This is a genomic window from Streptomyces sp. UC4497, assembly GCF_054871485.1.
In genome coordinates this window covers 15,988-30,326 of the sequence record NZ_JBTYHB010000044.1, presented here as the reverse complement: position 1 = coordinate 30,326, position 14,339 = coordinate 15,988, and the positions used below count along the sequence as shown (strand labels likewise).

Sequence of the window (14,339 nt, the reverse complement as noted above, 5' to 3'; positions counted from 1 at the left end):
GCTGGTGGTCGAAGTGAAGTACAGGTGCTCCGTAGACTTGAACGGTGTCCACACGTGCAACCACCAGCTTGAGCGGCCGCCGCTTCGAGGAAGGCCAACTCCTCGACGCGGCACGTGCCGTCTTCCACGCCGAGGGGTACACCGCCGCGCAGGTCGCGGACATTGCCAGGCGCGCCGGGACGACCAAGCCCACTCTCTATGCGCGGCTCGGCAACAAGGAGCAGATCTACCTGCACGTCGTGCGACGTGAGGCCGAGGTCTTCCGGGAATGGGTGGTCGACGCCTACGAGCGGGGGAGTGGTCTGCCGCTCGGGGAGCTGGCGGAGGTTGGCATGGAGCCGCTCTTCCGGTTCGCGACCGAACGAGCTGAGGGCTTCAACCTGCTGTTCCGGGGCGAGAAGACCGGCGACCGGCCGGCGACTCTCAGGCGGGAGGTCGTGAACGGCGTAACCGAGCAACTCACCGCTCTGATCACTCACCGCCAAGAAGTGTTCGGACCCGACCTTGGGTCCAGTGCTTCAGCTCTCGCCGCGGCTTGTGTCGGCGTCGCCCTACAAGTCTGTGAGCACACCATCGACCGTGACGAAGACCTGAAGGCTGCCGAGCGGCTCGCGGCCCGCTTCGTCGAAAATGCTTTCCATAACCTGGACTTCGACGCTTTGCGTAACGCGTGAACAGTTAATGAGAGCCCGCACTCAGGGGAGAGCTCAGAAGCCAGTCTGCGATCCCGTTCCTATAAACGCAACAGGATGACAAGGCGTTGGTCCTGTTTGCTCATCGGGGCGAAGGCCATGATGCGAACTCGAATCTCCTCGCCGCCGTGGTGCGGCAAGGAGAACCGGCGTTCATCCCCGTCCGGGTGGGCCTGCGCCTGGTGCGTCGCCCAGAGGTCGCGTGCTTCGTCATTTCCTTCCAGGATCTCGTCTCGGAGACCGAGGAGTTCTGGGGTGTCGGGATGGGTGGCGATGGCGAACCGGATCTGCGCCAGGAAGGGAATGGCCCAATCTTCCCGCCAGTTCACGAGCTGGTCGCGTGCCTCCGGGTAGAGGAAGGCGAAGCGCATCAGGTTGCGCTCGTAGGGCAACCACGGGAACCAGTCCTCCTGGGGCTGGTTGTGGGCGACGATGTCCCACCAGAGGTTCGACACGTAGGCAGGGTGGGGGAGCAGCGAGTCCAGGACGACCTGTAGATGCACATCGGTCTGCTCGCCAAGGTCGGCGTTCGACGGTGGAGGGGCGTGGCCCAGGGCCAGCTGATAGAGGACGACTCGCTCGTCCTCTTCGAGTCTGAGAGTCATGGCCAGACGTTGAACGACCTGTTCGGACACTGGGCGAGGACCGCCACCCTCCAACTGGCGGTACCACGAACCGGCGACACCGATGAGAGTTGCCACTTCCTCTTGGGTCAAGCCGTCTTTCAGTCGTCTGCGTGTGGAATCGATGCCGGGAATGCGGCGGTAGTCGAGCCGCCTCCTCCAGTGTCGGAGTAGAGCCCCCAGCTCAGGAGACACTGCGTGCTTCCCCGTATGGGTTGCATCACTCACGCGTAGATCGCACCCGCCTTTCGATCGAGAAAATTAAGCGTGTATGTACCATTATCTCCATGCGTTGGCATATGCAGGCTGTGACATTCCGATAGCTGGTCGCGAACCGTCAGAATGGGCGGCGTCGGAAGCGCTACTGCTGGTAGCGAAAGTCCCTGTGCAACATTGCTGGAGCAATAGCAGTGTGAGTAAGGGAGCTGACCGGCCGTGTCCATGTTGTGGCGAACAGCCAGAAACGATTCGCTGCGCAGCCGACCCAAGGAGGGGGCGGCCTCGGACAACAGCACCGGGCGAATGCTTCCCGGCCTGCGTCAGCAGCGTGATGAGGGGCGTGCCGGGATCCGTGACTTGGAGCGTCGGATTCGTCGGCTACTGCGGTCACTCGATGTGCAGCCGCCGTTGAGCGTGCCGGACCTGTGCGCGGCGCTCACCCGCCGACGCGGGCGGCCCATCGAGCTGCGGGCGTTTCCGCTGCCGAGCGACGGACCGCTCGGCGCCTGGCTCGAGATGACGACGGCCGATGTGATCGTGTTCCAGCAGGAGACGACCCCGCATCATCAGGACCACATCGTCCTGCATGAACTCGGGCACATCCTGGCCAATCATCCAGGACCGCCCGGGACCGCCGTGTGGGAGTCGCTTCTGCCCGGGCTCAAGGCGGACGCGATCCAGCGTGCGCTCCTTCGGTGCTCTTACGACACCAAGGAGGAGCAGGAGGCCGAGCTCGTGGCGACGATCGTGGGGGAGTGGGCGACGATTCTCGACCGCGTCGCGCCCGGTCGGCAGAGCGATGATCCGTCGGTGCGGTGCGTACAGGCCGCACTCGGGGACCACCAGGGATGGCTGTAGATGGCCGTCCTGTTCCTGGTCGCGCTCGCCGCAGCCGTCGGCTGGAAGTTTTATCAGCTGGCCAAGGCGCCGCAGAACCGGTCACTGCGCTCGGTCACCTTGTGCCTGACGTGCGCCGCGATGTCCTACCCCGTCGCCATGCCCGGTGGTGCGACCGGATTCGACACGGTGGCCGGACACGGCGCCGCCAAAGTCGTGCAGAACGTACTGCTCCTTGCCACTGTGTACTTCCTGATGTGCTTCTACCTGTACGCGGCCGCAGACGGGGACGGCGGTCGACGCCGGGCCCGCGTTGAGGGGCTGGTCGTTGCCGTCGTGGCAGTGGCCGTCATCGTTGCCGCCGCGACCGTGCCGCATCAGGCACTGGCCGGCAGCTTCTCCACCACAGACATGACCATCTGGCAGGTCGCCTTCTTCTACGTGGTCACGGGCCTGTACCTGATGTACGCGCTGACCGCCGCCGCCCTCTGGACCCGCCGCTACGCCCGGCTGTCGACGAAGCCGCACTCGACCGGTCTGTGGACGGCGGGGGCCGGCATGTTCGGTATGGCGGTCGCGTGCGCGATTCGGGCCGTCATCGTCGGAATCAGGTGGCGCGGCGGGGAAGTCTCTGGCGCGGTGCTGGCTGGGGTCGCTTTGCTTCTCGTGGTGTCGACCCTGCTGTTCGTCTTCGGAATCACGTACCCGGGAGTTCGCGCGAGGATCTCTCTGTGTCGCCTGTGGCTGCGGCATCGACGCGAACATGCGCGCCTCGAACCGCTGTGGATGTTGATGGCGGAGGCTGCCCCGCACGCCGTGCTCAGCACTCACTCGCATTCCCTGCGGGATCGGTGGCGCGCTCGTGGCGTGCACAGGCGGCACCACCGTCGCATCGTGGAGTGCCGGGATGGGCTCGTCGAGATCGGTCCGTACCTGGCACCGGCAGGGGAGGGCGGAGACCAACTGCTCGCGCCAGACTCACAACACCTGGCCGCACAACGGCTTCGCGACGCTGTTCACGCCCACCTGAACGGAGCGGCCAAGCCCGCGTCGGCTCCGCCCCTGACTGCCATACCGAGACAACGCAGCCGTGAGGCCGACATCCAAGAACTCCTCGCCTTGTCCGACGCCCTGCGCTCCGTCAACTGAACCGCCCCACCTGAGAAAGGGAGCCTCCGCATGCTCATCACCGCCGCCCACGTTCTGGCTGGAGCCGACCAACAGGTCATGCCTGACGGGGCTGTTCTCGTACGGGACGGTGTCATCGCCTGCGTCGGTCCGCGCGAAGAGGTCGAACGTCATGCCCGGCCCGACGAGCCCCGGCTCTCCTACCCTGCCGGGACCGTCCTGCCCGGACTGATCGACGCCCACGTCCATCTCTGTTTCGATGCCGGACCTGATCCGGTCGCCACGCTCCAGGAACAGGACGACGAGGCTCTGTTCGCCGACATGAAGACCCATGCTGAGCAGCTGCTGAGCATCGGCGTCACGACTGCGCGTGACCTCGGCGACCGCAACGGCCTCGCCCTGCGCCTGGCGGAAGCGGTCAGTGAGGGCCAGGCCGTCGGCCCGCGTATCGTCTCGGCGGCCACGCCCGTCACACCGCCCGGAGGCCACTGCTGGTTCCTCGGCGGCGAAGTGTCCGGAACCGACGAAGTGCGTGCCCTCGTGCAGCGCAACATCGATGCCGGCGCCAAGGTCATCAAGGTGATGGAGACCGGGGGAGGGCTCACCAAGGGCGGCGCCAAGAGCTGGGAATCCCAGTTCTCCCACGAGGAGTTGGCGTCCCTCGTCGACGCCGCGCACACCGCCGGCCTGCCCGTCGCTGCGCATGCCCACGGCGTCGACGGCATCACCGCCGCGGTCGAGGTCGGCGTCGACACCATCGAGCACTGCACCTGGATGACGCCCGACGGATTCGACGTCCGCGAGGACGTGCTTGCTCAGATCGTCGAGAAGGACATCTACGTGTGCCCGGCGGTCAGCCCGCACTGGCCGATGCTGCCCAAGTTCTTCGGGGCCGAGCGCGCGGAGGCCATGTTCGACGCCGTACGGCAGATGGCCAACGCCGGTGCACGGCTGATTGCGGGAACGGATGCGGGCGTGCAGCGAGCGGGCTTCGACGGGCTGCCCACCAGCCTCACCTTCTACGAGCACCTAGGTCTGCCCAAGGAGCGCATCCTCGCGATGGCCACCACGGAAGCCGCCCGCGCGCTGGGAGTCGGTGACAAGACTGGACAGCTCACGGGCGGCTACAGCGCGGACCTCCTCGTCGTCGACGGCAACCCGCTCGCCGACCTCGGGGCCCTGAAGTCCGTCGAGACTGTCATCGCGGCGGGAAGGCACTACGAGGTTGGCGCCAACGCCTGACCGGCAGAATGCAGTTACTCAGTGCCCGGGGCCGTCGGTCCCGGGCACTTCTCGTTCGGCCATCTCCCCGACCATCTGGTTGAGGAAGGCCAGGAGCTCGTCCGACATGCCTTCGGGGCCGAGTCCTCGCGTGGCGACCCGTCCGACGGCACCTGTGCGTACAGCGGCCAGAAGGCGGAGGCCTTCGACGACCTGCCGGGCGACCCTGTCGTCGGTCTGGAAGTAGAGCGGGGAGACACCGAACAGTTCGGCGAGCCCGTCAGCGACGATCGGGGGCAGTTCCTCGTCGTCTCCGGTTCTCAGGGCGAGGACGCCGTCTTCCGTGATGACCTGCGCGCCCGCGTGTTCGTTGACCGCCCGGGCGATCTCCGTATCCGAGGGCGGAGCCTGGGTTCCGGGATACGAGTGCTCCAGCAGATACGTGATCTTCTCGGCCACGGTCCGAGGCATTACCGAGGCGCTCGCCGGATCCGGCACCTCGTTGCCGAAGGATCGCTCCTGTGCCGCGAGGAGCTCGTCCACGGTCACGCCGTAGGCCCTCGCCAGGGGCTCCTGGAACTTCACGTTCAGTCGGCGCTTGCCGCGCTCGGCGTTGGCGACCGGTCCGGAGCTCTTCGTCCCGATGAGCTCTCTGCTCTGGTACTGGCTGTAGCCGGCGTCGCAGCGAAGATCGGCGAGGTCGGGAAGGTCGCCCGCTCTTCGGGGGAAGAGTTCGTCGAGAGGCAGGCCGAAGAACTTCGCCAGGACGGGCAGCTTCTCGCCGTCCGGTGTCGAGGAGCCCAGCTCCCAGCTGGCCACCGTCGAGTCGCCCACGCCGACCGCTTCGCCCAGCTCGCTCTGGGTGATGTTCCGGGCGCGGCGCAGGGCGCGCACCCGGTCACGGTCGAAGTGGCGAGGGGCCATCTGGAGGCTCTCCCGAAGCTGGTTCTCTAAATCGCGGAAACTTCAGTATGTTGATTCGGCGTCCAAACCGGGATAGGTTCAGTTTGGCGAACCGAGGTGTTCAACCTACACCCTTCGCTGTCCTCCTGCCCAGGTCGAGCCGGGTTGCGCGCCGAGCGTGGCGTCCCGTTCCAGGGCAGGTGAGGGCTGGCTGCGGGCTGGGCGCATCTTCCCGGATGGGGCGTAAGCGTCGAGTCGGCGTCGAAGTGGATGAGCGACAGCGATCCGCTGGAGCTTCCAAGGCGCCACGCATATGTTGCTGGTCCCTCGGCGGAGAGCGTCGAGACAGTCCAACGCGAAGGAGCTGAGCTGGAGTTACCCAGACGCCCACGACGGCGCCCCGGCCAGGGGAAATGAAACCGGCGCCCAGAAGTTCGCACCTTCCGGACGCCGAGGCCGCCGCCCCTCAGGGCGACGGATTCCTAACCAGAGCGGGTCGGCTGACCTTTTCGACGAGAACGGCCGCCCCACTCCACCTACGAGTGAGGAATTCTCGCATGCCCGAGCACCGCCCAGGAAGGGCACTCGCGGTCGAAGCGCCCGAGCGCACAGCCGTGCCCACCACTGCCCGCAGGCTCCGTCTGTCCCGGCTCCTGGCGGAGATGATCCCCGGCGCTCACACGCTCCGCGTCACCCTTCGAGGACCCGCCAGGACCTGGCCGAGCCCGCACGCGAGCGCGTACGACGACTCCGGTCGACGCCTCCCGCTGGCCCCGCCCCAAGCACGTACCGCAGCGCGGTGGATCATCCGCGCCTGCCCCGAGGTGGACTGGCGCCAGGAGCACGACCTCGACCTGAGGACCGGCGGGCTCCTGCGCGTCACCGAAACACGGAACGCTGCGGTCGGTGGTCGCTGACCATGGCCCGCATCCGCACCATCAAGCCCGAGGCCTTCGCCTCCGAATCCCTGGCCTCTGTCTCCCTGAGCGCCGAGCGCACCTTCTTCGGCCTCCTCACCCAGGTCGACGACCGCGGACGCATCCGCGACCAGCCCGCGGTCATCGCCGGAGCGCTGTGGTCGCTTCGCCCGGACCACGGCCCCATGGGCGTCGAGGACGACCTCATCCAGCTGGCCTCCGCGAACCTGATCTGCCGGTACCCCGGGAATGACGGCAAGGCGTACCTGCACGTTGTCACCTGGTCCAAGCATCAGAAGATCAACCGCCCCAGCGGCATACGCACACCGGACTGCCCGAGCCATGACGCGCCGCCCGCTGATCTGAACGACACACGCGAGACGCAAGGAGGGCTCACGGAGGGCTCAGTGAGCAAGCATGACGCACGCACCAACGGCTCACTGCCTACGTCGAGTTGCTATGCGCTTCGCGAAGATGCAGGTCAACTGCCCACTGCTGAGGACTCAGTGAACCCTCACGGAGCAGTCGATGAGCCCTCCATGAGCCCTCACGCTCCGGATCTAGGACCTAGGAACCTGGATCTAGGAACTACTTCCCCCACGGGGGACGCCAGCGTCCCCGCACCGGCCACCGCCTCGGCCCGGCAACTCATCGCCGAGTACGCCGCGGCATGCGCCCACCGGCCACCCCGCGACGTGCTCGGACACCTCGGCCGCGAAGCAGCCAAGCTCCTCGCCGAAGGCATTCACCCCGACCACATCCGGTCCGGACTCACCCGCCACCGCGCCAAGGGCCTGCACCCCAGCACCCTGCCGAGCCTGGTGCACGAGGCCATGAACGCCCCGAACGCGGGCTTGGCCCGGCCGGAATCCAGGCCTACCGTCCCGGCCCATCGGCCCTGGGCCAACCCGACCGACCCTGCCGCCGCCTACGCCGAGGAGCTGTAATGCGCGACTATGACGCCCAGCCCGTCGGCGGCCTCGCACGACGCCTCACCAACATCCTCACCGCCAAGGGCATCGACCCGGCCGCTGTCCCCGACGAACGCCCGGAGCCGCTCCCAGCCCTCCAGGCAGCCGACTCCCGCATCCCGCCCCGCTATCGCAATGCCCTCGCCGACCACCCCGCCGTCACCTCCTGGGTACGGGAAGTCGCCCACACCGGACGCCCGGGGCCCGGCGGTGCCCCGGGTATCGCCCAGGGCCGCTCGCTCCTGATCGCAGGAACCACCGGAACGGGCAAGACCCACCAGGCGTACGGCGCGATCCGCTCGCTCCTCATCGCCGGGGTCCGGCTCCGCTGGAAGGCCGTCACCGCCGCCGACCTCTACGCGGAGATCCGCCCGCGCCCAGGCCACGACGGCGAACGCGAATTCATGGACCTGGCCCGCTGCCCACTCCTGTTCGTCGACGACCTCGGCGCCGCCAAGAACAGCGAATGGACCGAGGAGATCACGATGCGGCTGATCAACCGCCGCTACAACGAGATGCTCCCCACCCTCATCACCACCAACCTCGGCATGGCCGACCTGCGCGCCCACATCGGCGACCGCGTCGCGTCCCGCCTCACCGAGATGACCGACAAGGTCATCCTCGACGGCCCCGACCGCAGACGCGCCCTGGCCGCCGAGCGCCTGAGCGCCGCGGCCGGCCGCTGAATTCACCCGCGAACACTGCCGGTTCGCCTCCCACATGCACCACCCCCCCCGGGGCCCACGCCTGCCCAAATCCGCCCGGGGCCGAACGGAGACACCCCCATGCACACCACCGAGCCCCGTACACTCCGCCTCCTCGGTGACCAGTCCTGGCACGAACACGCCGCCTGCCGACCGACGAGCCACCACGAGGTCGACCTCGACCTGTTCTTCCCCGAGCCCGACGAGATGGACCGCATCTACCAGGCCAAGTCCCTGTGCGCCCAATGCCCGGTACGCCGCACCTGCCTCGACGCCGCGCTCGAGAACGGCGACCGTGAAGGCATCCGCGGCGGCATGACCGAAGAAGAACGCGAGCCCCTGCACAGCAAGTTGGAGCACCGCCTCGACTACGAACGCGTCAACGCCACACTGGCCGGCCGCGACATCCACCTCACCAAGAGCGAACGCCGAGCCGTCGTGCGCGCCGCCTACCAGTCCGGCGTCACACCCGAGCGCCTCGCCTGGCTCCTCAAGATCACCGAAGAACACGCGGACAAGCTGTACCGCCGCACCCGCCGGGAAATCCGAAACCGGACGGTGGAGGAGACCCAACTCGGCGACCAGGCAGAAGCCGAGGACCAGGCACCCCGGTCCGCTGTGGTCCCCCTGGCCCGTCGCCAGGACGACCTCGGGGCAGCAGCGTGACCGACACCGACTCCATCCACGCACGCATCACGCGCTGGGACCGCGCCGCGATCGTCGCCCTCGGCGCCGCCGGATGCGCCCTCTCGTACGACGCCCTGCAACAGATGGCCACGGCCATCCACATCCGCGGAATCCTGACCTTCGTCTTCCCCCTCGTCATCGACGGATTCATCGCCTACGGAGTCCGGGCACTGCTGGTCCTCCGCGCAGCCCCGCTCGCCGCCCGCTGCTACGTGTGGTTCCTCTTCGGCACCGCAACGGCCGCCAGCATCTGGGCCAACGCCCTGCACGCCGTACGCCTGAACCAGCAGGCTTCCGAAGGCTCAGGACTCCGGCTCGGGGACGTCACCGTCGGCGTCCTGTCCACCCTGGCCCCGCTCGCCCTGGCCGGAGCCGTCCACCTCTACATCCTCATCGCTCGCCGAGTCGCTGAGGCAGAAGTGTCCGGGACCCCGGACGGCTTGAGTGTCGGGACACGGTGGGCGGCTGCTGTCCGCGAGGACACAACATCCGCCACCACGGCCCCGATTGCTGTCGACCGGTCACCCGCGGACTCCGGTCGTCTATCGGTCACCAGCGGGCCGGACACCAAGGAGCCTGCGACGACGGACAAGCCGTCCGGACACCTGCAGGACAAGCAGACCGAACCGGAGCCGGAACACGGCGGTCGCACGGCCGACCTGGCCGGACAGCCGGCCACCAGACCCCGCCCGGACACGCCCGCACCCCCGGAAACGCACCCGGTGACCGTCCCGGAGGCCGGACACACCAACCGCCCTGACCGCCAAGACCGGAAGGGCACGGCGGTCACCGACGAACACCTGCTTTCCATCGCCCGCCCCGCGGTCACCAAGGCCGGACGCCTCACCCGCAAGGTCGTCGGGGACGCCATCCGGAGCCACGACCTCGGGCTGGGAAATGACCGCCTGACCGAACTGATGCGGCTCCTACGCCAAGAGGCCGAACAACAGGACACCACTCCGACCGCCTGACCGAACTCCCTTGCTTCCGGTGCGTTCTGGACACGCCATCGCACCGGAAGCCGGACACACTTCGCCCCATTCCCCGAACCGGGAGACACACCATGCGCACCACGCCGGCCACCCACGCCGAAGCCAACGTGTGGATCACCGTGCTCACCAAATACGGACACCTGCACCGCGCCCAACCTGGCCCCGACGGCGCCTGGACAGTGCAACGCACGCCCACCAGCAGGCCCCACACGCTCCACCACCCCGTCCTCGTAATCGACTTCGTAGCCGATGTCCTGCACGACGTCCGCCGCACCGCACCCGGACTGCCTCGATGACACCTGGCGAGAACGCCTGCACACCACCCGACCCGAGCGGAGCACCCTGCCCGGAACGAAGCCGAGCAAGCTGTACCTTCCGAAACTCCTCCGCAGCCATAGGCCGCGGAGGAGTTTCGGAAGGGCATGCCCCCGCCCCAGGGGAGGCGGGGGAGGCCCGGCACCAGGGGGCGCCGGGCACGGAGGCTGCGACCGAGGGCGGATCGCAGCCGGGTGGAGAAGATGACGAACGCGCCAACGTGCGTACGCGCCCACGCCTGCGTCAGAGCGTGCACCGCGACCAAGTCCGCAGCGTCCGCCTGACGCGCGACGAACTCGACACAGTCCACCGCGCAGCCGACGAGGTCGGCCTGAAGGCCGCCGGATTCATCGCCGACGCCGCGGTTGCTGTCGCACGAGCCCAAGGTGGTCCGAAATCCTGGCTGTTGGACCAGCGTGGCCGAGTCGAGGAGCTGATGACGGCCAGCGCTCAGCTCGCCCGCGTCGGCAACAACCTGAACCAAGTGGCCCGTGTCCTGAACTCCGGCGGTCACGCCGAGTACGCGGTCGACGCAGTCGCCCGAGTCCTGCGTGCGGCAGCCCGAGTCGAGGCCGCGGCAATCGAACTGGCCCGGCGGTAACCAGCCGTGGTCCCCGACATCTCCACCGGAGGCCGTACGTACGGCCTCCTCGCCTACCTCTACGGCCCTGGCCGGCGCGACGAACACATCGATCCGCACCTCGTGACGGCCTGGATGCCGGAACTCGCCCCCGACCCGGGACGGGACCGGGCAGCAACGCTGAAGCAACTCGCCGACGCCCTGGACCTTCCGGTCCTGGCGGTCCCCGAGGCCCGGCGCCCGGCCCGACACGTCTGGCACTGCCCCGTCCGCACGGCACCCGGCGACCGGTACCTCACCGACACCGAGTGGTCCGAAGTCGCCCGCCGCATCGTCCACGCGACCGGCATCGCCGAGTACGGCGACGACAAGGCCTGCCGTTGGGTCGCGGTCCGCCACGCCGACGACCACATCCACATCGTCGCCACCCTCAAACGCGAAGACGGACGCAGCCCACGACGCCACCAAGACGGCATTCGCGCCCAGGCCGAATGCCGCAAGATCGAAAAGGAATGGGGTCTACAGATCCTCAACGAGGGCGACGGCACCGCGGCCCAACGTCCCACCAGCGCCGAACGCGCGAAAGCCGAACGCACCGGCCGCCCCGAACCGGCCCGCGAAACCCTTCGTGAACACGTCCGCCAGGCCCTGGCCGGAGCCGCCGACGAAGCCGAGTTCTTCCACCGCCTCACCGAGGCCGGCCTCCGCCTCGAAGTCCGACGCGCTCCCTCTGGCGATGCCCTTGGATACAAGGTGGCGTTGCCGGGCGACCGCAACCGTACGGGACAGCCGATCTGGTTCCCCGGCTCCGGCCTCGCGCCAGACCTCTCGCTGCCGCAGATCCGCCGACGGCTTCAGGACAGCGTGCGCGAAGACAATCTGTCTTCGACGAAGGACATCGCCCAGCGCCCAGCGCACGCCCGCCGTGCAGCTATCGCTGCCGTTGAACAGGCGGTTACCCAAATCGTCGGCCAAGAGGACGCCAGCGGCGCGGCACACCTTGTCGGAGTCGGTACTGTCCTGGACGCCGTCGCCCAGACTGCCTCCACCTCATCGCGCGAGGAACTCGCCAAAGCCGCCCGTGCCTTCGAACGAGCAACCCGCTCTCACATCCGCGCCGAACATGCGGATCATCGAGCTCTGCGTGCAGCCGCACGCGGCATCACCCGGGCGGGCAACGCCCTCGGTAACGGCGAGGACGGCGGCGCCACCGCGATGCTCCTGTCCACCCTGGTCCTTGCCACCATCGCCGCGACCCGCTGGCACTCGGCCCGAGGCCATGCCCAGCAGGCAGCCGCCGCCCGTCAGGCCGCCGAACACCTCCGCGCCGCCTACCGAACCGCCGCCGCCACCCCCATGTCTGCGATGCACGCACGTGGGCGTCGACTCTCCACGCCTCAACGAGACCGCTATGCACGTGCCCTCGAGGAGGCCCTTCCCGAGCGCGCTGGCTCCGACCACCGCGGACCCGGCTGGGACGCCCTCGTCGCCACTCTGGGCGAGGCCGAGGGGGCCGGACACCACGCGGAGACCATTCTCCAACAAGCCGTCGAATGGCGAGAGTTGGTCACGGCGGACAGCGTCCCCGATGTACTCGTCTGGCGCCTGCGCCGCATCGCCCACTTGCCCGCCACGCCAGGCCTGCCCCCTACAGCGACGACGCACATGACACCACCGGAGCCGCCCCAGTTCACCGAAGTTCCGACACAGGCCACCACCACGCCGCACCCCAAAACGGACCATGCCCGCCGTCCCCGGGCTCGGCACTGACACCACTGCAAAGGGCTGGACTGCGCCGGCCGAAAGCTGTTACGGCTGGTCAACAAGAGAACGAGGAGAACAAGGCCCATGGTTAGCGAAGATGTCCAGATATCCAGACCGCTTGCGTCGGCCGCTGATGGATATGAGGACCCGCTGCTGCGCCTGCAGCAGGAGACGCAGCTCGGTGACGGCGTCATCCGCCTGCGTGCCACCACCCACCCGGAGGAAATCCGTGTCACGGGCATTCCCGTGATGTGCCCGAACTGCGGCGCGCGCCGTGACTGGATGGTGATCTGTGACCGCAGCACCATCCGGATTCGCTGCCGTTGTGCCCACGAGTGGGTCGAGCCCGAACTGAACCGTGCGGACTACGAATCCATGATCGACGCTGGAGGTCGTGACCACCCGAGCCTTGAGGCCGCCGCCCAGTCCATGGGCTACGACGGTGCCCTGGCCGGCACGTATTTCAGTACGCCCCGCCCGTAGTAGTACCTGGAGGGCAGTGAGGGGGCCGACGTTCGTGCCGAACGCATAGGCTGGCTCACCACGGCGCCAGTGATCACATCAGGCGTGCACCGGCGCCCAGCCGGGAGTGCGCACGTCGCGAGGATCTGCCCACACCAGGGCACCGTCCACGAGCCCGGGGGCATTGGGTCGACCGATGAACGGCCCGGTGCCCGCCCTCAGCGCTTCGACGACATACCCCACGAGCCCCGGCAAGGTCAGCCCGTTGCCGAACTCGCCATGCATGCCCGGCTCCTCATCCATGCACCAGTGGCCGGTTAGGCCGGTGCCGCAGTCGATGAAGTCTCCGCTCCACGGCTCGCCGACCTCGTCGGCAGTGACCGGGACCCACAACGAGCCCCATTCAGGATCCTCATCCGCGAGGAACGCCCGGGTCTCCAGGGCGACGTCCAGTGGCAGCAGCCCCAGCCCGTTGAGGAACGCGCCCGCGTCGCTGTCGCTGACACCGTCGTTTAGCGACCACAGCCCGCGCAGCTCGGTGTGCAAGGGGAAACCCAGTTGCTGTTCGGCCTGCGCCATTCGCTCGACGGAGGCACCCGGACGCAGCGACGCATGCGACCTCGGCGCACGGTCACGCAGCCAGTCCCCGACCCATGCCCACTTCTCCGTGACGTCATGGCTGTCCATGCACAGCACCCTATGGACAGAGGGGTGTTGATGTTACTTCGGCGTCGACGCGGTCCTCCCGGTGCGCCCGGGAGATGTGGCTTCGTCTCGCCTGCGCCGGGACGGCGATCGCCACAGCGCCCCGGCCGTGTCGGAGGTCGATCAGATACTCATCGCGCGACTGCTGGTAGCCGTGCAGGACGGTGTGGACGTTTACGTCGAGGAGTCGCGCCACCTCCCGGGCGGCGGGCAGCCGGGCGCCGGGGTTCAGGGCGCCGTCGGCCAGTGCCCGTCGCACGGCGGCGGCGATCTGCTCCGAAAGTGGGAGGCGGAGCCCGCGTCGATACGGATCAGCATCTCAGTGGTCCCGACGCACGTCCCGGGCCAGCAGGTCGCCGAGCAGCCCGGCCGCCGCGGCGGCGTCGTGAACGGCCACGACGAACTGCTTGCCGTCGTCCAGCTCCAGCCACACCGCCTGCCCGGATCGCAGCGCAAGTCCGCGCCTGCCGTTGGCGATCCTGTATCCCCGGCCTTCGAGATCCGGCAACGGCCGGACTTGTCGGCCCACGCTTTGTCGATCCGCTGAAGCGGGAGGTGGGTCCGGGGCCTGCGAAGCAGCGGCGGCCGGATGGCAGCCCGCCCTCGTGGACACTCACTT

General features: G+C 68.2%; 18 protein-coding genes. 13 read left to right on the top strand and 5 right to left on the bottom strand.

Going from position 1 to position 14,339, the window contains the following annotated elements:
- Positions 1–44: 44 nt before the first annotated feature.
- Positions 45–674, top strand: a complete 630-nt coding sequence (locus ACYSUO_RS37065; protein ID WP_461780600.1) for a TetR/AcrR family transcriptional regulator — start codon at positions 45–47, stop codon at positions 672–674.
- Positions 675–733: 59 nt separating this feature from the next.
- Here ACYSUO_RS37065 and ACYSUO_RS37060 read toward each other — a convergent pair whose 3' ends face one another.
- Entirely contained in the window at positions 734–1,510 is a 777-nt protein-coding gene (locus tag ACYSUO_RS37060) for a helix-turn-helix transcriptional regulator (RefSeq protein WP_461780599.1), read from the bottom strand.
- 438 nt (positions 1,511–1,948) lie between these two features.
- Here ACYSUO_RS37060 and ACYSUO_RS37055 point away from each other — a divergent pair, with 438 nt between their 5' ends.
- Genes ACYSUO_RS37055 through ACYSUO_RS37045 form a run of 3 tightly spaced genes read left to right on the top strand, consistent with a single transcriptional unit; the run spans position 1,949 to position 4,741 of the window.
- Positions 1,949–2,392 (top strand): hypothetical protein, encoded by a 444-nt coding sequence (locus tag ACYSUO_RS37055; protein WP_461780625.1) that lies wholly within the window; start codon positions 1,949–1,951, stop codon positions 2,390–2,392.
- Positions 2,393–3,520, top strand: a complete 1,128-nt coding sequence (locus ACYSUO_RS37050; protein ID WP_461780598.1) for an MAB_1171c family putative transporter — start codon at positions 2,393–2,395, stop codon at positions 3,518–3,520.
- A gap of 30 nt (positions 3,521–3,550) precedes the next feature.
- The gene (locus ACYSUO_RS37045) at positions 3,551–4,741 is read left to right on the top strand and encodes an amidohydrolase family protein (protein WP_461780597.1); all 1,191 of its coding nucleotides are present in this window, start codon (positions 3,551–3,553) and stop codon (positions 4,739–4,741) included.
- A gap of 18 nt (positions 4,742–4,759) precedes the next feature.
- Here ACYSUO_RS37045 and ACYSUO_RS37040 read toward each other — a convergent pair whose 3' ends face one another.
- Positions 4,760–5,644, bottom strand: a complete 885-nt coding sequence (locus ACYSUO_RS37040; RefSeq protein WP_461780596.1) for a helix-turn-helix domain-containing protein — start codon at positions 5,642–5,644, stop codon at positions 4,760–4,762.
- Positions 5,645–6,180: 536 nt separating this feature from the next.
- On the opposite strand from ACYSUO_RS37040, the gene ACYSUO_RS37035 reads away from it, so the two are divergent.
- The 9 genes from ACYSUO_RS37035 to ACYSUO_RS36995 all read left to right on the top strand — a co-directional run bounded on the left by ACYSUO_RS37035 (position 6,181) and on the right by ACYSUO_RS36995 (position 13,036).
- Positions 6,181–6,540 (top strand): hypothetical protein, encoded by a 360-nt coding sequence (locus ACYSUO_RS37035; RefSeq protein ID WP_461780595.1) that lies wholly within the window; start codon positions 6,181–6,183, stop codon positions 6,538–6,540.
- 2 nt (positions 6,541–6,542) lie between these two features.
- Positions 6,543–7,487: a hypothetical protein gene (locus ACYSUO_RS37030; RefSeq protein ID WP_461780594.1), complete on the top strand. Its 945-nt coding sequence runs from the start codon at positions 6,543–6,545 to the stop codon at positions 7,485–7,487.
- Positions 7,487–8,197 carry an ATP-binding protein gene (locus ACYSUO_RS37025; protein ID WP_461780593.1) on the top strand — a complete coding sequence of 237 codons (711 nt, stop codon included), beginning with the start codon at positions 7,487–7,489 and terminating at the stop codon, positions 8,195–8,197. The genes ACYSUO_RS37030 and ACYSUO_RS37025 overlap by 1 nt, the downstream gene beginning before the upstream one ends.
- A gap of 99 nt (positions 8,198–8,296) precedes the next feature.
- Positions 8,297–8,881, top strand: coding sequence for a WhiB family transcriptional regulator (locus tag ACYSUO_RS37020; RefSeq protein ID WP_461780592.1), 585 nt, complete (start codon positions 8,297–8,299; stop codon positions 8,879–8,881).
- Positions 8,878–9,873 carry a DUF2637 domain-containing protein gene (locus tag ACYSUO_RS37015; RefSeq protein ID WP_461780591.1) on the top strand — a complete coding sequence of 332 codons (996 nt, stop codon included), beginning with the start codon at positions 8,878–8,880 and terminating at the stop codon, positions 9,871–9,873. The genes ACYSUO_RS37020 and ACYSUO_RS37015 overlap by 4 nt, the downstream gene beginning before the upstream one ends.
- Positions 9,874–9,965: 92 nt before the next feature.
- Positions 9,966–10,190 carry a hypothetical protein gene (locus ACYSUO_RS37010; protein ID WP_461780590.1) on the top strand — a complete coding sequence of 75 codons (225 nt, stop codon included), beginning with the start codon at positions 9,966–9,968 and terminating at the stop codon, positions 10,188–10,190.
- Positions 10,191–10,459: 269 nt separating this feature from the next.
- Entirely contained in the window at positions 10,460–10,810 is a 351-nt protein-coding gene (gene mobC, locus ACYSUO_RS37005) for a plasmid mobilization relaxosome protein MobC (RefSeq protein ID WP_461780589.1), read from the top strand.
- 6 nt (positions 10,811–10,816) lie between these two features.
- Positions 10,817–12,559: a relaxase/mobilization nuclease domain-containing protein gene (locus tag ACYSUO_RS37000; protein WP_461780588.1), complete on the top strand. Its 1,743-nt coding sequence runs from the start codon at positions 10,817–10,819 to the stop codon at positions 12,557–12,559.
- Between the two features lie 78 nt (positions 12,560–12,637).
- Complete coding sequence (locus tag ACYSUO_RS36995) at positions 12,638–13,036, top strand: hypothetical protein (RefSeq protein ID WP_461780587.1); 399 nt, start codon at positions 12,638–12,640, stop codon at positions 13,034–13,036.
- Positions 13,037–13,114: 78 nt separating this feature from the next.
- Here the strand turns inward: ACYSUO_RS36995 and ACYSUO_RS36990 are convergent, their stop codons facing one another.
- Genes ACYSUO_RS36990 through ACYSUO_RS36980 form a run of 3 tightly spaced genes read right to left on the bottom strand, consistent with a single transcriptional unit; the run spans position 13,115 to position 14,249 of the window.
- A complete protein-coding gene (locus tag ACYSUO_RS36990; RefSeq protein WP_461780586.1) occupies positions 13,115–13,702 on the bottom strand; it encodes an SMI1/KNR4 family protein in 588 nt (195 codons plus the stop codon).
- A 10-nt stretch (positions 13,703–13,712) separates the two neighbouring features.
- Positions 13,713–13,979 carry a GntR family transcriptional regulator gene (locus ACYSUO_RS36985; protein ID WP_461780585.1) on the bottom strand — a complete coding sequence of 89 codons (267 nt, stop codon included), beginning with the start codon at positions 13,977–13,979 and terminating at the stop codon, positions 13,713–13,715.
- Between the two features lie 60 nt (positions 13,980–14,039).
- Positions 14,040–14,249, bottom strand: coding sequence for a hypothetical protein (locus tag ACYSUO_RS36980; RefSeq protein ID WP_461780584.1), 210 nt, complete (start codon positions 14,247–14,249; stop codon positions 14,040–14,042).
- Between the last annotated feature and the right edge of the window lie 90 nt (positions 14,250–14,339).